The following is a 20,190-nucleotide window of genomic DNA, read 5'->3' on the forward strand; positions in this document are numbered from 1 at the left end:
TATTAGGTTATTTTTAGAATCAAAACGCTAAAAATAACCTAACAATAAGTTTAAAGCTTAATATACCAAAAGTTGTTTCAAATCATTTTCGAATCTGCCTTTCGGCAAATATTGATCTTCCAATGCTTTTGTAAACGGAATTGGTGTGTCTAAACTTGCCACCCGTTTTACCGGCGCATCAAGGTATTTGAAACAATTTTCCATTATCATTGCCGAAATATCGCTGGCAATTCCACCAAACATACTGTCTTCCTGATAAATAATCACTCTTCCCGTTTTCTTTACTGAAGCAAAAATTGCTTCTGTATCCAAAGGTTGTAAGGTTCTTAAATCCAATAAATCTGCCGAAATTTCAGGATTTTTTGCTAAAGTATCCAAAGCCCAATGTACCGCTGCTCCAAACGAGATTATCGTAACCTGATTTCCTTCTTTCAACAAAGCGGCTTTTCCCAATGGAATGGTATAATACTCTTTTGGTACATCTTGATAAACGCTTCTGTACAATTGTTTGTGCTCAAAGAATAATACCGGATTCGGGTCGTTTATGGAAGTATTCAAAAGTCCTTTGGCATCATAGGGAAATGCCGGATAAACTACTTTTAAACCTGGTGTTTTGGTAAACCATGCTTCATTGGTTTGCGAATGAAAAGGTCCTGCTTGTGTTCCTCCACCGCAAGGCATCCGGACTACAACATCGGCTTTTTCTAACCAACGGTAATGTGATTTGGCTAATAAATTCACAATTGGATTAAAACCTGTCGAAACAAAATCGGCAAACTGCATTTCCACAATCGCTTTATATCCATTAATTGACAATCCCATTCCTGCCGAAACCACTGCACTTTCACAAATTGGCGTATTGATGACTCGTTCTTTGCCAAATTGCGTTACAAAACCATCAGTGATTTTGAAAGCTCCTCCATATTCAGCAATATCCTGACCCATGATTACTGAGTTTTCATGGCGTTTCATTGATTGTCTCAAACTGGCAGAAATCGCATCTATAAAACGAATATTTTCTTTTTCTTCTGATGGATTAACTTGCTCAAATACATATGGTTTATAAACATCATTTAGTTCTTCACTTAATGACGATTCAATCTCAGGTTCTGAATTGGCAATAGCCAAACTTTCATCAATATCCTTCTTTATTTCAGCATGTAAAGCAGCATCAAAATCGGCGGTAAGAACTCCGTTTTCGGTTAAGTATTTTCTATAATTTTCAACGGGATCTTTTATTGCCCATAGATCCATTAACTCCTGTGGAACATATTTAGTACCACTCGCCTCTTCATGCCCACGCATTCTGAAGGTTTTGAATTCCAATAAAACAGGACGTGGATTTTCTTTCATCGAAACTTTCAATTCAGATAACAAATTAAAAACTTCCAGAATATTATTTCCATCAACAATATGACTTTCCATTCCGTAACCTTTTCCTTTATCGGCTAGGTTTTCGCAACGGTATTGTTCATTTGTTGGAGTTGAAAGTCCATAACCGTTATTCTCTATCACAAATAAAACCGGTAATTCCCAAACAGAAGCAATATTCAACGCTTCGTGGAAATCGCCTTCGCTTGTTGCACCTTCACCAGTAAAAACAGCGGTTACTTTTCCGTTTTTCTTGAGTTTATTAGCCAAAGCGATTCCGTCAGCCACACCCAATTGAGGTCCTAAATGCGAAATCATTCCTATAATCTTGTATTGTTGTGTTCCAAAATGAAAACTACGATCACGACCTTTGGTAAAACCATTGGCTTTGCCTTGCCATTGCGAAAACAATCGGTACAATGGAATATTTCTTCCGGTGAAAACACCAAGATTTCTATGCATTGGCAAAATGTACTCATCTGAATCTAAAGCAGCTGTAACTCCAACAGAAATAGCCTCTTGACCAATTCCAGAAAACCATTTAGATACTTTTCCCTGACGAATCAGAATCAACATTTTCTCTTCAATTAGTCTTGGTTTCAGTATTCTTTTATATAAATCTAATAATTGATTGTCTGTAAGATTTTTTCTGTCGAAGGTCATTTTTTCAGTTTTATTGTATGGCTCAAAGATAAAAAAATATAACAGTTAGGTGTTTTTTTGTTATATTTTTTTAATTTGTTTGTGAATTTTAAAATCCAGATAGAGAAATATTCTTTACATTTGTATCTGCAAGGTTTTTGGACGTTGTAAGATATAAAAAAATATTTTAAAAGTATGCAAAACATTCCTAGTGTTGACTTGCGTGATTTCCTTTCGGATGACCCGAAACGTAAACAAAAATTTGTAAATGAAATCGGAAGTGCATTTGAAGATATTGGCTTCGTAGCACTCAAAGGGCATTTTTTAGACGACCAGCTGGTTGATGAATTGTATGGTGAAATCAGAAATTTTTTCGCTTTGCCATTAGAAACAAAACGTAGTTATGAAATTCCTGGAATTGGAGGACAAAGAGGTTATGTTTCTTTTGGAACAGAGCATGCCAAAGGCAGAAAAGAAGGGGATTTGAAGGAATTTTGGCACTTTGGACAATATGTGTCTGAAGATTCAAAATACGCTTCAGAGTATCCAGAAAACGTAGAAGTTAAAGAACTTCCCCGTTTTAACGTTGTAGGTAAAGAGGCCTACCAAATGTTAGAAAAAACAGGAGTTTATGTTTTGAGAGCTTTGGCTTTACACCTTGGTTTAGATGAATTTTATTTTGACAAGTATGCCAAAGACGGAAATTCAATTTTAAGACCTATTCATTACCCTCCTATAACTTCAGAGCCGGCAAACGCTATTCGTGCTGCTGCTCATGGTGATATCAATTTGATTACTTTATTGATGGGTGCGCAAGGAAAAGGATTGCAAGTACAAAATCACGATGGAGAATGGATTGATGCCATTGCTGAACCTGATGAATTAGTTATCAATGTGGGTGATATGTTATCGCGTCATACCAATAACAAATTAAAATCTACCATTCATCAAGTGGTAAACCCACAAAGAGAATTATGGGGAACTTCACGTTATTCTATTCCATTTTTTATGCACCCAGTGAGTGATATGAAATTGGATTGTTTGGAAAACTGCATTGATGCAGAACATCCAAAAAAATTCGAAGATATTACTGCGGGAGCCTATTTATACGAACGTTTAGTAGATTTAGGGCTTATCAAAAAATAAACTTAAATTTACGTCAAATGCTAAAAGACATTGAGTGTATGCTTAATGTCTTTTGTTTTTTACCATTTAAAATCTGCGATAATCCGTAAAATCCGTGTTATCCGCGTTCAAAAAATTTACATTATGGACTTACAAGACCAATTAAAAAATCTTTTTCCAGATCACGAACCATCGCCTGAAGAAGCAATTGAACAAGTTGCTCACGAATTATACGTTCAAAAAGAACCTATGATTTGCAAATTCGAAAAACGAAAAGGAAAAGCGACCACCATAATTGAGGGTTACGAAGGTACTGACGAAGATTTTAAAATATTAGCCAAAGAGATCAAAACCAAATTGAGCGTTGGTGGAACTTTCAAAGATGATTCAATCATTATACAAGGTGATTATCGGGATAAAATCATGACTATTTTAAAAGAAAAAGGATTTAAAGTAAAACGTGTTGGAGGTTAGAAAAAGTATTAAGTTTTTAGTGTTCAGTTGTGCAACTTGAAACCTTAAGCTTTAAACAAAAAAATAATCAATATCCGGCACTGGCTCCCTCTCCTTTGGAGAGGGTTGGGGTGAGGAGAAATAATTTAACAATGATTCAATCATCAGAATTAATATTAAATCCAGACGGAAGCGTATACCATTTGAATTTAAAACCGGAACATATTGCGCATGATATCATCTTTGTAGGTGACCAAAATCGTGTCGAAAAAATCACTCAGTATTTTGACAGCATCGAATTTTCGACTCAAAAAAGAGAATTCAAAACTCAAACCGGGATTTTCAAAGGGAAACGAATTACCGTGATGTCAACAGGTATTGGTCCTGACAATATTGATATCGTCATTAATGAACTGGATGCTTTGGTCAATATTGATTTGAAAACCCGTCAACCAAAAGAAAATCTGACTTCTTTAAACATCATCCGAATTGGAACTTCGGGTTCTTTGCAAGCAGGTATTCCTGTGGACAGTTTTGTGATGTCAAAATTTGGATTAGGTTTGGACAACATGCTCCGCTCCTATTTGATTGACGAAGTTTCAAATCTGGAAATGGAAGATGCATTTGTAAAACACACCAATTGGGATTTAAGAAAAGGAAAACCGTATGTGATTTCATGTTCTTCATCACTGGAAAAAATGATTGAAAGCGACAAAATGCATAAAGGAATTACAGCAACTGCCGGAGGTTTTTACGGACCACAAGGGCGTGTGTTGCGTTTGAACATTCAAGACGAAGCATTGAATTCTAAAATGGATAATTTTAAATTTGGTGACAACCAAATTACAAACTTAGAGATGGAAACCGCTGCTATATATGGCCTTTCGGCTCTTTTAGGACATAATGCATTGTCATTGAACGCTATAATTGCCAATCGTGCTTCAGGAACTTTTAGTGACGATCCTTATAAAGCGGTAGATGAATTGATCGCATATACTTTGGAGAAATTGAGTAAATAGCTTTTGATTTAAGAATGTTGATTAACGATTTTTGATCTCAGATTTATAAAAACATGAACTTACGAATTGCCAGACACACCGACGATTTAGAAAAAATAGAAGATTTTTATGTTAACATTCTTGGTTTTAAACGTCTTGGAGGTTTTCAAAACCATAACAATTATGATGGTATTTTTATTGGAAAACCAAAACTAGATTGGCATTTTGAATTTACACAATCTGATGCAAAAGCCGATCATACTTTTGATGAAGATGATATTTTAATATTCTATCCTGAAACTATTTTAGAATATAACAACCTAATAAATAATATTTTAGAAAACAGCATTTCAATCATAACTTCAAAAAATCCATATTGGAATAATCCCGAGGTTTCGGGAGGAAAAATGTTTCTTGATCCTGACGGATTCCGAATTATTATTTCTGATTTGAAAGCAAAAGGTTGATAATTATTGATTGACTATTTCAAAAACTCGATGCGACTTTAAACCTGAAATATTTAGTATTTAAACTACCTTTGCTTTTACAACAATACCAATAATGAAAATAATACTTACAGGTGCTACAGGAGTTTTAGGTTCTCATATTATGTATGAAATTCTGGAACTTTTTATCAACAATAAAATTGACGGAAAACTCTTTATTATTGCACGAAATAAAGGCAAAAACTCCGCTTTAGATAGAATAAACGAACTTTTATCCAGTAGTTATACGCCTAAAATCATAAAAGACAAAGGCATTGCAAAACTGCACGAATACATTGAAATCATTGATACCGATTTGGCTGTAATTCAGGACACTTTTTCAAGTCAAATAAAAGATGCTTACTTCATTCATTCAGCAGGATTCGTAAATTTATCTACCGATGAAGAGCAACGCGAAAAGATTTTTGACGAAAATACTAAAATTACAAAATCCCTTTTCAATCTATTTCATCCCTTTATAAAAAAGTTTATTTACATTGGAACTGCTTTTTCATCTGGAAATCGAAAAGGATTGATTGACAATGATTTTCATAGTTTAGGGTTCAAACCAGAGCATCGCAATGCGTATGAAAATGCCAAATTCCACTCAGAAAATTTTATAGCCCAAGAATGTAAAAAAATAAGTTTACCTTTTCAAATTCTGCGTCCAAGCGTGATTGGAGGTAAAATGTTAGGGACAGAAAACCAGTATTTTATTTCGAAATATATGGTTTTTTATCTTTTGGCTAAATTCTTTCACTTCACTTCCCAACGAAAAGGAGATCAAGAAAATGTGCGTTTTATCGTCAATGAAGATACCGTTTTGAACATTATTCCTGTCGATTATGTGGCAAAAGTTATTGTAAATACATTCGAAAGAGGAGATGTTGAACAGCTTAATATTGTACACTATAAAAGTTTCAATATGGTAAATGGATTACAGTTAATTATGAAGGAAGTTGGCTATACCAATTTCACTTTGATACAAAATACGTTAGACTTTAAATACAAAAATACTATCGAAAAATTGTATTATGAAAGTATTGGAAAACATTTAAACCCTTATTTCACTACGGCAGCCAATGAATATGATACCACTTTGCTGAACTCCATTCTGGAAATTCCAAAACTGGATCAGGAGGCGTTCACCAAAATGATTCGGTATGCGAGATTGAATAATTTTAAAGATATTAATGTGTAGTTTTAGGAGCTAATTCCTGCTGTACACTGCAATCTATTACGCCGAACCCCGGCGCAATAGGATTTACGTTGCCATCAGGGCTAAATCTGGAACCATCAAATTTTTAGCAAAACATGAATCTTATTTTAGAAACCAACAGATTGATTTTAAGGGAAATGAAACTTTCAGATGCCGAAGCTTTATTTAAAATGGACAGCAATCCTAATGTACATCAATATCTTTGGAATAAACCATTAACGGATATTAGTGAAGTACATTCCTATATAGAATTTGTCAGACAACAATACATCCAAAATAATATTGGACGATTTGTGGTTGTTTTGAAAGAAACCAATGAATTAATTGGTTGGGCCGGATTAAAATACAACACCGAAATGGTAAATAACAAAATTCATTTCTACGATATTGGCTATCGGTTAAGTGAAAAATTCTGGGGCAAAGGATATGCCAGTGAAGCCAGTTTTGCTTGGCTGGATTATGGTTTTAATGTAATGAAAATAAAAGTCATGGAAGCCGCAGCGCATACGGATAATATCGCCTCAAACAGAATATTGCAAAAAATTGGACTGAAAATGACCGAACAATATATGGAGGACGGCGTTTCTTGGAATTGGTACGAATTAAAAAATCCCAACCTATAATGAAAACAATAAAAATAGCCGGAGTTCCGGAACATTTCAATCTTCCTTGGCATTTGTCAATAGAAAACGGAGATTTCGAAAAAGAAAATATCGATTTACAATGGACAGACGTTCCCGAAGGAACCGGAAAAATGTGCCAAATGCTTCGTGATAGTGAAACGGATATCGCCGTGATCCTAACCGAAGGAATAGTAAAAGATATCGTTGCGGGAAACCCGAGTAAAATAGTTCAGGTTTATGTAGAAAGTCCTTTAATTTGGGGAATTCACGTGGCTGCAAAATCAAATTATAAGACATTAGCAGACTTAGAAAACACTAAAGTGGCTATTTCCAGATTGGGTTCCGGTTCACAATTAATGGCGTATGTAAATGCCGATAATCAATCCCGACTTCATTCGGGATGGAAAACAGACAATCTCCAGTTTGAAATTGTAAATACCATTGATGGTGCAGTTGAAGCTTTGACAAATGGAACTGCCGATTATTTTATGTGGGAACATTTTATGACCAAACCACTAGTTGACAAAGGTATTTTCCGAAGAATTGCTGATTGCCCAACACCTTGGCCTTGTTTTGTAATTGCAGTTCGAGAAGAAGTTTTGGAAAACAATCCAACCATTATTTCAAAAATTCTTGCAATCATTAATCAAACTACAGAAGATTTTAAAGAAATTCCGAGTATTGACAAAACTTTGGCTTCAAATTATCATCAAAAAATTGAAGATATTCAAGAATGGTTGTCATTAACGCAATGGTCACAAAAACCATTATCAGCAGAAATGTTAAACAAAGTTCAAAATCAACTTTTTCAACTTAAAATTATCGATAAAAAAGGTACTTTTGAGGATATTGTAAAAACAGTCTAGATTACTGTTTTTATTTTTACTATGATAAAAATAAAAGAAATTAATTTTCAGGGTATTAAACAGCAATTTCAGGTCAAAAAACCTTGGGATGACGTTATTATTTTTATCCTGAACATATTAATTGCTATTCCACTCTTTATTATTGTACATCAAAATTTAATCAATCCCAATTGGTTTCTGAATATAGACAGAGTAGTTTTATTTTTGTTGATGATTGTTGTTATTCAAATTATCCTTCGATTCTTGAGAACGATTATTCTCTTTTGTATCATTCTATATTTATTTGTTTTAGTTTACGGTTCTACTATTGGAAACTATGGATTTAACAGCGTTTTTGAAGATTATAATTCAATTATGTACACAATGTCCGATAATCCATATCCACAAGATATTATTATTGCGAAATTGCTTCCGTTTCCCAATAAATCAAAAATTATCAATGCCATAGAATATCAAAATCCTAAAATCAGGAATTTTGCGATTATGGCAACCTCAAAACATTTCAAAGACGTAAAAGGGTATTCTGATTACAGAACCATTATACAATGCTTTGCCGTTTTCAAGGAAATAAATAGCAGATGGAATTATGTAAGCGACCCAAAAGCACGAGATTATATAGCTACTGCTACTGAATCACTGCTTTATTTTTCTGGCGACTGCGATGACCATTCTATATTAATGGCAGCCAGTATCAAAGCTATTGGCGGAACACCTCGATTAATTCATACTAAAGGGCATATTTATCCAGAAATACTAATTGGTTCTCAAAATGATTTAGAAAAAGTAAACTTTCTAATTAAGAATATTCTGTTTGTAAATGAAAGCAATGAAAAACAGCTACATTATCACGTTGATGAGCGTGGTCAAATCTGGATGAATCTGGATTATACAGCTAAATATCCCGGTGGACCTTTCCTATCTGAAGAAATATTAGGTGCATTAACATTCGATTAATTGGATTTCTTTTTTAAATTTTTATCATAAAGTTGCCTGCCTAATTCTGCCAAAAAAGGAAGGCCAACTTCGTCATACTCATAAATATTATCATTAAAAACTTGATCTTTATTCACTAAAATTGTAGCCGAAATCATAAATTCAATTTGATTTTTTGTATCGACAATATAAGCGCAGTCTATCAAAGTTCCATAAGCATCCCCTACTTTATTATATATTTTTATATGCTCAGGAATAGACTCTTTAGTATCACCAAACATAAAGAACTTACAATAACCATCATAATACTTAATCGGATCATAACCCGCATTTTTAGGCAGATTTTGCATAGAAAAAAGAATAAATTCCCTATTCTTTTCTGTCAAATTAAAACGCTCCCGCTTTTTAAAAACTTCAGGAAAAACAATTCTTTTCAAAGTATTGTGTAACGTTTCTAATGGATAATAATTCTTATTTGAAAAATCAAATGGTATTTGCACTAGCTTGTCATCATCCATATATCCAATTCCTTTCTTTATTTTATTAAATCCTAAGGGTTTGTTGTATTTACTGAATATTGATGGTAGAGTCAAAATTGAATTATCTGTTTTATATAATGTTAAAGACTTAGTTACTGGATTTCCTGAATCTGGTGTAGACAGTCGATGTGATATTCTGAAACGTTTCAATCCTTTTGAATGCATACTTTTGTTTAAATAATCAAAACCTATAAATTCTAATAAATTATTACTGGCATCATTATCACTAACAGCGAAAATTTTCAAAATTTCCTCTGAAAATTTAATTTTATTTGATTTTCCTTCAATTAAAAATTCTGAATTTATTGAAGTATTTTGTATCGTATTCAATTTTTCTAAAGCTAAAACAGCAATGGGAAATTTTATAGTACTTGCAGGATAAAAATAATTTTTGGCATTTAGATTATATGCATAATCTTTAAACTTCACTTCATTATTTTGATTTCGTATAATCTGAGTATAGATAATCTGAAGTTCAAATTCTTCTGGATTATCCATTACTCTTTTTATACTTTCTTTTTTAGAAACTAAAGTTTCTTGAAGAATATTTTTTTTCGCCCCCGAGCATCCAATTAATAGAAAACAAAGAAATAAAAAAAAGAACTTACTTAATATTTTCATTGTATATGTTTTAATTTAATGCAATTTAGCAATAAATAAATGTGTTTGAGAATGCTAAATATGTCAAAAAAAAAAACTCCTCAAAATAATTGAGGAGTTTTTTGGTGGGCGATGAGGGGGTTCGAACTTTCCTCGTAATGCGCTCATATATAATAAATTATATCAGTCTAAAACATAAGGGTCTCGATTTTGCTCCTTTAAACAGATACAAATATCACTAAATCTTATAATGTAAATTTACTGATTAATAAGGTATTGACCAAATGTATGTACAATTAATTCATACTAAAAAATGAACTAGTTATTAAACTAGTTGGGTACTCTAGGGAAATTCATTCTCTATTTTTTGTTTCTTCTTTTTATCCAAAAATTAGTGGCTCTACTTGTTCAATTTTCAAACCTGCATACTGGCAGAACTCCTCAATGGTTACTAACTCATTTTCAAGCTTACTCAGGCTCTTTCTGACGGCTTGCAACATTCTAGTGCTTTGTCTGTAACTCTTGCCTGTGATGCGCTCAATATCTTTTGGATAGATACATATTCTCTTAATTTGTATTTTCATACTCTATCTATAGCTTTGAGTAGGCTATGCTATACTTCTGATAGTTTGCTACTCTTTTTAAAACTGATGCAATTTAATCATTATTTCAAGATGTCCAATAATGGTTATTGATGTTCTATTGAGTCATTTGTGTCGTTTTAGGACATCTCGAACACCTTCCCCTTTTTATTGTTCTGAAATAGCTTAAAATTTGTTTCGAAATCAATCGGAAGATGTTGCAACGGAAAGATGATTTAGAATAATTATTAATCTAAATTTTAGAAATTATGGCAAGACAGAAAGGCATAATTAAATTAAAAGGTACTATCGGAGATATTACTTTTTACAAAACCAAAGATGGTCATTTAGCACGTGAAAAAGGTGGCATCGATGCGAGCAGAATTGCGAGCGATCCTGCGTTTCGAAGAACACGTGAAAATGGTTCTGAATTTGGTCGAGCGGGAAAAGCTGGAAAGATTTTGAGAACAGCATTTAGAGCCTTGCTTTTGAATTCTGCGGACAGCAGAATGGTTAGTCGTTTGACGCAGCAAATGGTTAAAGTTATCCAAGCTGATACCACTAGTGTTAGAGGATTGCGAAATGTAATTGATGGCGAAGCCGAACTTTTAGCAGGTTTTGAATTCAACATTGGTGGAAAACTAGGGACTACCTTGTTTGCTCCTTTTGTGGCAACTATCAACCGTGTAACGGGTGATATTATTGTTGATTTAGCTTCATTTGTTCCTTTGAATATGATTGCTGCACCTAGTGGAGCCACTCATTATAAAGTTATTTCTGCAGGTGCAGAAATTGATTTTGAAGCTGAAACTTTTGTTGCTTCAAATTCGGAAACGGCTATTTTACCTTGGGATATCAATGCATCAGTTGCTATCAATCATTCAAATCCTATTACTCCTGCTAGTACTAAACCTTTGTTTTTGGCTCTGGGAGTTGAGTTTTATCAAGAGGTAAATGGTCAAATGTATGCGTTGAAAAATGGCTCTTACAATCCATTATCAATTGTGAAAGTAGATAGCGGTGTATAATGGTTCTCTCGATAACTAGAACTTATTTCCCCGATGGAACGAATGGTAAACTCGAATGCGAGGGTAAATTTATTTGTAATACCATTGAATTACCTTGGAAGAATAACGAAACGAAAGTTTCCTGCATTCCGGAAGGGAAATATTTTATAAAAAAGCGATACAGCAAGAAATTTCAATGGCATTTGGAGGTTTTGGAAGTAAAAAACAGAAGTTTAATTCTATTTCATCCTGCCAATAATGCTTTGCAAGAATTGAATGGTTGTATTGCTCCAGTAACGAAACTTTCAGGACCAGGTTTAGGTCTGATGTCTCGAAAAGCTTTTACCAAATTAAAAGACTTGGTTTATAAAGCTTTAAGTAATAATGAAAGTGTTCAATTGATTGTTAAATCTTAAATTCATAAATTTATGAATGTAGTAAAAAGAGCGAAAGCTCCAACTCCAAAATTTTTCAAAGTGCTTCGAAATATTGGTTTGGCATTGGCCGCCGTTGGCGGAACTGTTTTGGCGGCACCAGTTACTTTTCCAGTCATTGTTACTTCGGCAGCAGGTTATTTGGCGGTTGCTGGAGGTATTATTTCGGCAGTTAGCCAATTGACAACCGAAAAAGCAGATGGAGCACAGTAATTCAACTGTAATTGGTACCGCTGGCGGTACATTTTTGAGTGTTTTACCGAATTTACATTCGGAAGATGTTCTTAAAACTATAATTCTTGCCACGCTTGGGGCGATTGTCAGTTTTACAATATCTTTGGTACTCAAAATTTTCATCAAGAAGCACAAAAAATAGTCTGATTCTAGTTGTGGTGACCTTTGGATTAGATCATATTGAAGCCCAAACCGCAAGGAATGGGCTTTTTTTGTGGCTAAAAATTAAACTTCTTCAAATAGATTAAGTGTAACTTCTAAAACTACCACTTCTGAATTGTGATTGTATAATTCTTGCCATTTTGCGCTGTCAATGGCTTTGGCTCTGGTGTCGAAAATTCCAAAACACACTCTTGATGCTTTGGATTTCCAATTGTCTGTTTGGTACAAAATAAATAGTTTCATTAGTGAAAATTTAAAGTTAGAAATTGGTTTTTATTTTTTGGAATAGCGATACAGAATTACCCTTCTTAAATCATTGATAAGGTTGATGTTTTCGTGAAATTGCTTTTCTTTTTGCTCTAAAAGCTTGAGAGCTGCGACATTTTTTTGATGTTCTTCGTGTTCCTGCATCATTGAACTAGCTTTTGGATTAAACTCTTTTGAGAAATCTGGAAGGCGTAAAAATGGAATAACAGAACCAACTAAAAATGGATGCCAAAACTTGGTTTTCCATAAGCTGTAAGCCACAAAATAAATACTTTCACAATCTTCCTCATTCTGAAAAATGACCACAAAACTGTTCGTAAATGGTTCTTTTTGTGGCTTTCCGCTGTTCATCCCTTTGTTAAGTATGAATAAATGGGGTTTTGTGTACAACGTATCTTTTTGGTGTGTTTTGATGATGAAATTTGGCATACTTTCGGATTTAAAAATTTGACATACTTTCATTTTTTTAATTTTCTCTTTAAAAACTGAGTGTTCCTCGCTACGCTCCGCACCCATTAAATTTTTTGAAAAGAAAAAAAAGAAAAAAAAAGAAAGTCATCTCTCAAGTGGAGGTTTCAAGAAAAGCAAGTTTTTTCAAAAAAATACTACCCGAGTCTTTACGATAATGTTATTCGGAATTGGAGTTTTGATTTTACAGAAATGTTGATGCGAGCGAAAATGTAGGGTGGAGATTTTATTGAAAACCCGTAGGGCTTGAACTTTCTTTTCTTGAAACAGGAACTTACCTTTACTTTCTTTTTATTTATTTTTTTATTTTCCTCGTGACCGATAAACTTCTTATGAAATGGGATCGAGAAAAGTTGATTATAAAGATGAAGTTCTTCAGAAAGGGTATGAAATTTTAAAGCAGAAAAAAGAAATGTAAAATCCATTCCGATTATTTTTCTGCTTTAAAATTTCATACTCTTTCCTAGTGTTGATTTTGTGGGTATTGAAAATCACTTTTCCAATATTTTTAATTTTATGGAAAAGTTTCAAGTGATTTTCAATACTTACAAAAACAATGAAAAGATAAATCCGAGTGCGATGGTGCAGAAGCACAGGCAAGTGTGTGAATTTTTATTTGCCTACTGGGGTGTTTCTGATTGTTTTTATGATGGCTTGATGCCACAAACGTTCGTGGAATAATTAATTTTTCGGTAATTAAATAATGTGCTATGAAATTGATATGGCATCTTGGCCATCGTAAAAACAATTACTTCGATAGTTCTGGCAAATAAAAAATCACACTCTTGCTGGTTTTTTGGTTTTATGGGTAGAAAAATGGCTTTATCCATAGGCAAATCAACTACGGGTTAAAGCCATTTTTCTATTCATAAAAGCAATGCAAACACTACCGATTTAAACACAAAGTTGCTAAAAACAGTGACCGTGAAAGTTCTTGAAATCAGGTAGTTCCGTAAAATTCCCTATGAAATGGCGAACGTTGTTAAGGACAGTGGCGAAGGACGGATTTTTTTATTGCAGGCCGGTGCGAGGAAGCAATAAAAAATGTTGTCCTGGAGCCACTGGCAAGCGCGTTGGGTGTGGCGGCTGTTTTACATAAATGATATTATAGCTTCATTGCAAAAACCAAAAAAAACAATATAAAAGCTTTGTAATGAACTATAATACTCAATTATGTAACACAGCTTGGGGAAAGTTTTTGTTGCCCTACCATTAAATTTTCTTTTGAACCGTAAACGTTCTAGGGCGTACAAAAACTTTTGGAGCATTGGCAAAGGAGTGCCAATTGGAAAGTAAAACATCTTTTTACCAACGGACAAAAAAGAATATTCTCGTTATTGGAAACGTAATTAGCGAAATGAAGCAAACAAAGAATTGATGCTAGGAATACTTGGACTAGGAGCGATTTTTGTGCAGCTGAATGAGATAATGGATTATGGGAATACCCTGAAAATTTGCTGTAATTGCGACATTTATTTCTTAATCAAGTAATCCTTTCCTCAATCAAATCTTTCCAAATTACAAAACCTTTTCTATCGGCTGAATAATCGTGAAGTATTCTACTAAAATTACTTGGTGGATTTTCTATAAAAGCTTGTCTTCCGTTATTTCTAATGGTATTTAGATAGTTGTCAATTTGTTTTAATTTATCAGGAAGTGATTGTTTCTTATTATCAAAATGCCAAATATAAGTTGCTTCTTCAGTATTTAAGGTTTCTAAAACAATATGAAATCCTGTCTTTCCTGCTAGAAGAAAAACAAATGAAAATGGATTCAATACAAATCGAATTTTAAGAATAGTTCTCTCGTGATGATTGGCTAAATATTGTAAATGCGTTTGGTGTTTGTAATTTTGATTCTGCAAAAAATCATTCAATAATTCGTCTCCAGAATCGTATAATTTGACATTATTTTCATTTTGTAATTGATTTATATCGAGTAAATTTTCTTTGCCAATCGTGTTTGGTTTTCCCAAGTAAGTCTTTGCAATAAACTTAAACTTTACACTTTCAATCAATTCTCTAGTTATCTTTTTTAGATCATTGGAGAATGCCAATTGTGAAATTAGTTTTCCGTCTTCGAATTCAGCATAAATGGAAATTGAGATATTTTTTAGTTTAAGTGTCTTGGAGAAATAAGCTTTCAAAACTTCAAATTCTGGTCTTATTTCAAAGTTTTCAATATCAAATTCCAGTTCGGTTTTCATTTCTGAAACATCATATTTAAAAGAGATACTTCCGTAACGAAATTCAAGTTTTTCAAAAGGAATTTTTACTTTTTTATCAATACTAAAATTGTTTTTCGGAACAATAATTTCTTCTTCGGGTTCATCAAACAATGTCGCCTGTTTGTCTATTTTCCTGTAATAGACATTTCTTTTTAGAAACATTTTGTTCAAATAATCAATCTTGATATCACGATAATCATAAATTGTGGGTGTTATTTCCGACCGTTGTACTCTACCGATGTATTGAATCAATTTTCCTTCAAAAGAAAACGGATAAACTAGAAAAAGACAATTAGCATTTTGCAAATCGGTTCCTTCTCCGAAGAATTGTCCTGTGGTAATTAGCACTTGATAATTTCCTTCTTTTAGCAATGTCCATTTTGAGTTTTTACTGCTTTCAGAATCTTCTCCACTCAAGGTAATCACTTCGTAAGATTGCTTTAAATATTGATAAATCGAGTCAATATGTTCTTTGCGTTCAGTAATAATAATGACTTTTTTGTCCGATTTTAATTCATTGATAACATCTTGAAGAATTGCTTTGTTTCGAGTAGAATCGTGAACTATAATTTTTGATAACGTTTCAAATTTGTCCGTTTTTGAATTAAAAGGAACATCTAGTTCTGTGTTTCTAATAATGATTTTTGGTTTTTTTGAGGTGCTTATTTCGTTAGATTTTATTTCGGAAATCACTTCGCCTAAATGTATAAAAATCAATTTGCTATCATTATATTTTCGGAATGGAGTTGCCGTCAATCCATACAGATAATAGGTTTGCAATTTTGAAATTGTATTTCTGAAAGTTTCAGCAGGAATGTGATGGCATTCATCCAAAATAATAGTCCCAAAAGAATTCAAAAGCATTGCCGTATCAGGCTTTTCCAATTCTTTTGATAAACTTTGAATCATTGCAACTGTTATTTGCTTACCGATTTTGGTTTTTCCTTGACCTATTTTTCCAATCTCATTTTTTGGAATTCCAAGAAAAGTTTCAATTCTTTCCATCCATTGGTCGGCAATTTGTTTTCGATGTGTGATGATTAAAGCAGGTTGCTTTTTCTCTGCAATAATTTTTAGTCCAACGATGGTTTTTCCAGAACCTGGAGGCGCAACAATTACCCCAAAATCTTTTTTTGCAATCGTATCAATCACTATTTGCTGATGTTCTCGGAGTTGTGCATTGAATAAGAAAGAAACCTCTTTTAACTTTTTTCTTTCATCCTTGAAGTCATATTCAATATTATTTTCTCTACAAAAGCGAATTATTTTACCAATAAAACCTCTAGGAATTATGACTTCGCTTTCCGTTTCTTCAACCAATTTGAAATATCGCTCTGTTCCAAAAGCACTTTTACCCATCTTCTTTTTTATTAAAAATTGGGTATTCAGAAAATTCAACTCTTCTTTTAGAAAATTAATTAGTGTGGTTGAAATGGCATAGCGATTAATTTTTATGTCATTTGCCAATCTTATGATTAACTTTTTATTGAGAAATTTTGGTGCAATCGAAGTAGTACTATTTTGGGGTGTATTATAAATTTGGTATAGTTCATCCAGTTTTATTGTCGAAATTCTTTGGATTTTCTTTATGAAATCCCATTGATTTGGAATTGGTTCTAGGCTTTCAACATCAATAAAACAACTGTTTCCTTGTTCATAAGATTTCTTATACAACGGAAGTGCTATCAAATTTCCAAATCCTTTTCCGGAAAGAAAATCTTGATTGGGAAACATTCTGTCAAAGCTGGAACTTTTGTCAAATAAAGAAAAAACTCCTGTTTGCTCTAAAATTGAAATGAAAACCTTTCTGCTTTTTATAGCTGGATAAGGTTGTTCAAAAAACATCCAAACGTGTCCACCTTTACCAGATCGAGAACGTTCCAAATAGGCAGAAATTCCTTTTTCATTGCAAGTATTTATAAACTTTTTGCAATCATCAATCCATTCCACTTTGTCAAAATCGGCAACGATAAACCACGAAGTATTATCTTTGAGCAAAGGATAAATGCCAATATGTTGCTCGCCGTTAAGGTGTTTTTCAATTTCTTTTTCAGTGAAAGGTAAATATTCTTTATCTGCATAATTTTGAAAAGTTCCACCATTCATTTTATGAGCTCGATACCGATATGGATCATAAAAATATGCTGGCATATAGCCACTTTTGCTCCCTTTCTCCCAACGAACCGCAAACACATCTTCTCTTCCTGCAAAAACAGATTTGAATAGTTGAATGTTATTTGTTGGGCTTGATGGCATAATTTAGATTATTCAAATAGTCTATTTTAAAGAAATTGCAAGTGAATTAGAATGCTAGATTTATGGAATATTTTAGATGTGAATGTAATTAGTGAAATGAAGCAAACAAAGACTTGAATTTAGGAATACTTGGACTAAATGAAAGTTTTGTGCAGCTGAATGAGATAATGGGTTATTTCATTCCTAACTTATGACTGATAAATGTTTTTTCTTTAATATTCAGGATATCTAACATTGAAGCATTCATTTTGAATGTTTTAAAAATTTCCGTTTTTGATAAACGATGTTGAACTTTATTATCAAATTCAATTGAAAGAACACCAGCATATCCAGTTGTAATTATAATTGGTTTATCTTTATAATCTGCTAAAATTTCACTCTTTTTAATTTCTTTTATCATAAACGAAGCTAAACTTGAAAACAATTCAATATCAGACTTATTCAATTCATAGATATTATTTTTAATTGTTGAACTTTTGACTTGAATTAACATTATATGCCAATAACCGTCTCTTCTTGCTATCGAATAGATGTCAGATGGTGTTTGACTTCCTTTTGCAAAATATGGTTTGTAATTTGGAATTAACTTATCAACTTTATTAAAAATATATTTTTCTGCGAAATCACCTGCTATCCTGTTAGGAATTGACATACCTAATCCTGCTTTTTCCAAAATTATTTTGTTTTCAGCACGCCACTTTGTAACTATATGATTTACAAAACCTTCAAAATTCTTCATAATTTAATTTTTATAATTCCAATGCTATTTTGATAAACTCTCCTATACTTTTTCCTCCAACTGCTACACCAGCATCGTGTGGGTTTTCTAATTTGTAGTGCCCTTTAGCAGAACCATTTAAGGCATAATCGTAACCTTCTATCGTTATAATACACCAATGTTTTTTCCTGCATTCAACAATTACTTCATCTGCATAAAAAGGCCATTCGCCAACATATTCAGATTTGATAATTTTTAATGATTTAAAATTCAGATTTGTTTTTCTCTCAATTTCATCTAGTAATGTTCTTTTATGAACTTTTTTTGGTGTTTCTTTATATCTAGTAGTGATTTTTCGATAGTCCGTTTTTCCTAAATCTTTTTCATATATCATTCCAAAGTCAAAAAAGGTACTTGAGAATTGTTTTCCCTTATCACCTAAATATCCAAAAATAAATTGCCTACTTAACGCCCCAAGATATTTTTCAAAAATGATAATTATATAGTTTGATATAAAATAATACACTTCTTGGCTTAAATCCCAGTCCATTATTTTTTCATATAATTTAGGATTTGATTGCATTATTTTATTTTCGAAAACTTCCCATTCTTTTTTTGGATCAATACTTATTTTTGTTGCTCCTGTGATTAAATCTAAATTATAATATCTAGCCATTTTACCAAATTCTGATAGAATATTGATTAATTCTTTCAATTCATCATTTTGGGTTAAAAATATTTTATCTTCAACTATTATTGGTCGATAGTCAGTTGTATAATAATTCGTGTTTATTTCATTGAGTAAATCTAATAAATTGTGCCCAATTCCTTTCAAATAACTATGTTCAGGAAATTTATTATTTACATTAAAATAAGCTAAACAAATGTAACACTTCATTATTCTCTCAAATCCTGATGATAGTAATTGAAAAGGCAAATAATAGAAATCATTAGACGAATTAATGTTTTGAAGTTCTCCCAAACCTAATTTTATTAATTTGGTTGCTGCTTCAATTTCGTCTAATAGTGCAAAGTCTTTGATTACATCTTTCATAATTAAGTTTAAAAAAAATGTCCCAAATATTTATAATAAATGGGACAAATTATAGTATCTCTTTAGACTATTAATTACTCCCTTTTTCTAATAAATTATTGGGATTAATAACTGGTAAAATAAAATCACTCAAAGCGGTTCCTTGAAAACGTGTCATTAGAATTCCTCTTGATGTTGAATAAGTAATCGATGCCAAAGCATTTCCAAGTGATGGATGCAATGTAACAGTTTGGTCTTTTTCCAGTGTTGTCAATTCTTCGATGTTATCTACATAAAAAACATAAACAAAACTGAATGCTCCAATTGCTTCTTCAATATCTTCTTCTTTGCTTTTGGTTTCAACATTTACCGAGAAATCAGCTTTTACTAATTTATCATCTAAATTAAATCCAAGTTCAAAATCAACATTGAATGTGTGACCTTCTACTTTTTCAATTTCAAAATCAAATGGACTGTTTATTTGTCCTTTAATAATTTTAAAATCTACAATTTCTATTTTTTCTGGTTGTAACATATTAGCTGACATTTGCTAAATGCGTTTTTGATTTTGCATTAGACTTTTTCCAAACATTTGTATATTCAACATCTGTATTGATGTGTGCGTTTTTGTAAACGGTTACATATGTTTTAGTTCCTACTGAAGAAGATATTGGTTTTCTATGAGGCACATTGATAATTGTTTCTCCTAGTTCTGCTTCTAATTTTGCTAGAGAACGCAATGTGAAATTATGTTCTCCTACTAGCCATTTGTTGATTTCCGAAGGTCTTTTTTCTAACTTATCGGCTAAATCTTTTTGACTAAATCCTTTTGCTTTCAATAGCTGATTTACTCGTACCACTATATCAGCATACAACCTTGCGAAGATTTTTGTTTCTTCGGGTGTTTCTGCTAGAATTCTTTGGGCTACTTTGCTTCTCATAGTTTTGG

General features: G+C 32.5%; 22 protein-coding genes. 12 read left to right on the forward strand and 10 right to left on the reverse strand.

Annotation, left to right across the window (positions count from 1 at the left end):
* Window positions 1-57: 57 nt before the first annotated feature.
* A complete protein-coding gene (locus tag ACM55F_RS16065) occupies window positions 58-2,034 on the reverse strand; it encodes an alpha-ketoacid dehydrogenase subunit alpha/beta (protein ID WP_416854849.1) in 1,977 nt (658 codons plus the stop codon).
* Window positions 2,035-2,208: 174 nt separating this feature from the next.
* Here ACM55F_RS16065 and ACM55F_RS16070 point away from each other — a divergent pair, with 174 nt between their 5' ends.
* The 8 genes from ACM55F_RS16070 (at window position 2,209) to ACM55F_RS16105 (ending at window position 8,736) form a co-directional block, all read left to right on the forward strand.
* Entirely contained in the window at window positions 2,209-3,159 is a 951-nt protein-coding gene (locus tag ACM55F_RS16070) for an isopenicillin N synthase family dioxygenase (RefSeq protein WP_416854850.1), read from the forward strand.
* 123 nt (window positions 3,160-3,282) lie between these two features.
* Window positions 3,283-3,612 (forward strand): translation initiation factor, encoded by a 330-nt coding sequence (locus tag ACM55F_RS16075; RefSeq protein WP_416854851.1) that lies wholly within the window; start codon window positions 3,283-3,285, stop codon window positions 3,610-3,612.
* A gap of 131 nt (window positions 3,613-3,743) precedes the next feature.
* The gene (locus tag ACM55F_RS16080; RefSeq protein ID WP_416854852.1) at window positions 3,744-4,610 is read left to right on the forward strand and encodes a nucleoside phosphorylase; all 867 of its coding nucleotides are present in this window, start codon (window positions 3,744-3,746) and stop codon (window positions 4,608-4,610) included.
* 53 nt (window positions 4,611-4,663) lie between these two features.
* Window positions 4,664-5,056, forward strand: coding sequence for a VOC family protein (locus ACM55F_RS16085; protein ID WP_416854853.1), 393 nt, complete (start codon window positions 4,664-4,666; stop codon window positions 5,054-5,056).
* A gap of 94 nt (window positions 5,057-5,150) precedes the next feature.
* Window positions 5,151-6,275, forward strand: coding sequence for an SDR family oxidoreductase (locus tag ACM55F_RS16090; protein WP_416854855.1), 1,125 nt, complete (start codon window positions 5,151-5,153; stop codon window positions 6,273-6,275).
* Window positions 6,276-6,388: 113 nt separating this feature from the next.
* Window positions 6,389-6,916, forward strand: coding sequence for a GNAT family N-acetyltransferase (locus tag ACM55F_RS16095; protein WP_416854856.1), 528 nt, complete (start codon window positions 6,389-6,391; stop codon window positions 6,914-6,916).
* Window positions 6,916-7,782, forward strand: a complete 867-nt coding sequence (locus ACM55F_RS16100) for a substrate-binding domain-containing protein (protein WP_416854857.1) — start codon at window positions 6,916-6,918, stop codon at window positions 7,780-7,782. The genes ACM55F_RS16095 and ACM55F_RS16100 overlap by 1 nt, the downstream gene beginning before the upstream one ends.
* A gap of 21 nt (window positions 7,783-7,803) precedes the next feature.
* Window positions 7,804-8,736: a transglutaminase gene (locus ACM55F_RS16105; RefSeq protein WP_416854858.1), complete on the forward strand. Its 933-nt coding sequence runs from the start codon at window positions 7,804-7,806 to the stop codon at window positions 8,734-8,736.
* Here ACM55F_RS16105 and ACM55F_RS16110 read toward each other — a convergent pair.
* Together ACM55F_RS16110 and ACM55F_RS16115 are read right to left on the reverse strand one after the other, a co-directional pair.
* On the reverse strand, window positions 8,733-9,875 hold the full coding sequence (locus ACM55F_RS16110; protein WP_416854860.1) for a serine hydrolase: 1,143 nt from the start codon (window positions 9,873-9,875) through the stop codon (window positions 8,733-8,735). The two genes, ACM55F_RS16105 and ACM55F_RS16110, sit on opposite strands and share 4 nt — an antisense overlap.
* Window positions 9,876-10,234: 359 nt before the next feature.
* Window positions 10,235-10,438 carry a hypothetical protein gene (locus ACM55F_RS16115; protein ID WP_416854862.1) on the reverse strand — a complete coding sequence of 68 codons (204 nt, stop codon included), beginning with the start codon at window positions 10,436-10,438 and terminating at the stop codon, window positions 10,235-10,237.
* A gap of 266 nt (window positions 10,439-10,704) precedes the next feature.
* On the opposite strand from ACM55F_RS16115, the gene ACM55F_RS18775 reads away from it, so the two are divergent.
* Genes ACM55F_RS18775 through ACM55F_RS16130 form a run of 3 tightly spaced genes read left to right on the forward strand, consistent with a single transcriptional unit; the run spans window position 10,705 to window position 12,089 of the window.
* Complete coding sequence (locus ACM55F_RS18775) at window positions 10,705-11,463, forward strand: hypothetical protein (protein WP_465245392.1); 759 nt, start codon at window positions 10,705-10,707, stop codon at window positions 11,461-11,463.
* Window positions 11,463-11,858 (forward strand): DUF5675 family protein, encoded by a 396-nt coding sequence (locus tag ACM55F_RS16125; RefSeq protein WP_416854863.1) that lies wholly within the window; start codon window positions 11,463-11,465, stop codon window positions 11,856-11,858. Before ACM55F_RS18775 ends, ACM55F_RS16125 begins: the two co-directional genes overlap by 1 nt.
* A 12-nt stretch (window positions 11,859-11,870) precedes the next feature.
* Window positions 11,871-12,089 carry a hypothetical protein gene (locus tag ACM55F_RS16130; protein WP_416854864.1) on the forward strand — a complete coding sequence of 73 codons (219 nt, stop codon included), beginning with the start codon at window positions 11,871-11,873 and terminating at the stop codon, window positions 12,087-12,089.
* Window positions 12,090-12,335: 246 nt separating this feature from the next.
* On the opposite strand, the gene ACM55F_RS16135 is transcribed toward ACM55F_RS16130, so the two are convergent.
* Window positions 12,336-12,515 (reverse strand): hypothetical protein, encoded by a 180-nt coding sequence (locus ACM55F_RS16135; RefSeq protein WP_187017824.1) that lies wholly within the window; start codon window positions 12,513-12,515, stop codon window positions 12,336-12,338.
* A gap of 30 nt (window positions 12,516-12,545) precedes the next feature.
* A complete protein-coding gene (locus ACM55F_RS16140; RefSeq protein ID WP_416854866.1) occupies window positions 12,546-13,001 on the reverse strand; it encodes a DUF6943 family protein in 456 nt (151 codons plus the stop codon).
* 522 nt (window positions 13,002-13,523) lie between these two features.
* Between ACM55F_RS16140 and ACM55F_RS16145 the strand changes: the two genes are divergently transcribed.
* A complete protein-coding gene (locus ACM55F_RS16145) occupies window positions 13,524-13,688 on the forward strand; it encodes a hypothetical protein (RefSeq protein WP_416854867.1) in 165 nt (54 codons plus the stop codon).
* Between the two features lie 802 nt (window positions 13,689-14,490).
* Here the strand turns inward: ACM55F_RS16145 and ACM55F_RS16150 are convergent.
* The 5 genes from ACM55F_RS16150 to ACM55F_RS16170 form a co-directional block, all read right to left on the reverse strand.
* The gene (locus tag ACM55F_RS16150; RefSeq protein WP_416854868.1) at window positions 14,491-17,490 is read right to left on the reverse strand and encodes a TOTE conflict system archaeo-eukaryotic primase domain-containing protein; all 3,000 of its coding nucleotides are present in this window, start codon (window positions 17,488-17,490) and stop codon (window positions 14,491-14,493) included.
* Between the two features lie 172 nt (window positions 17,491-17,662).
* The gene (locus ACM55F_RS16155) at window positions 17,663-18,229 is read right to left on the reverse strand and encodes a hypothetical protein (RefSeq protein WP_416854869.1); all 567 of its coding nucleotides are present in this window, start codon (window positions 18,227-18,229) and stop codon (window positions 17,663-17,665) included.
* A gap of 10 nt (window positions 18,230-18,239) precedes the next feature.
* The gene (locus ACM55F_RS16160; protein ID WP_416854870.1) at window positions 18,240-19,262 is read right to left on the reverse strand and encodes a hypothetical protein; all 1,023 of its coding nucleotides are present in this window, start codon (window positions 19,260-19,262) and stop codon (window positions 18,240-18,242) included.
* A 70-nt stretch (window positions 19,263-19,332) separates the two neighbouring features.
* Window positions 19,333-19,788, reverse strand: coding sequence for a hypothetical protein (locus tag ACM55F_RS16165; RefSeq protein ID WP_416854871.1), 456 nt, complete (start codon window positions 19,786-19,788; stop codon window positions 19,333-19,335).
* Entirely contained in the window at window positions 19,778-20,182 is a 405-nt protein-coding gene (locus ACM55F_RS16170; RefSeq protein WP_416854872.1) for a helix-turn-helix domain-containing protein, read from the reverse strand. Before ACM55F_RS16170 ends, ACM55F_RS16165 begins: the two co-directional genes overlap by 11 nt.
* Window positions 20,183-20,190: the final 8 nt, after the last annotated feature.

It is taken from the genome of Flavobacterium melibiosi (genome assembly GCF_048158545.1).
GTDB classification, from domain to species: domain Bacteria; phylum Bacteroidota; class Bacteroidia; order Flavobacteriales; family Flavobacteriaceae; genus Flavobacterium; species Flavobacterium melibiosi.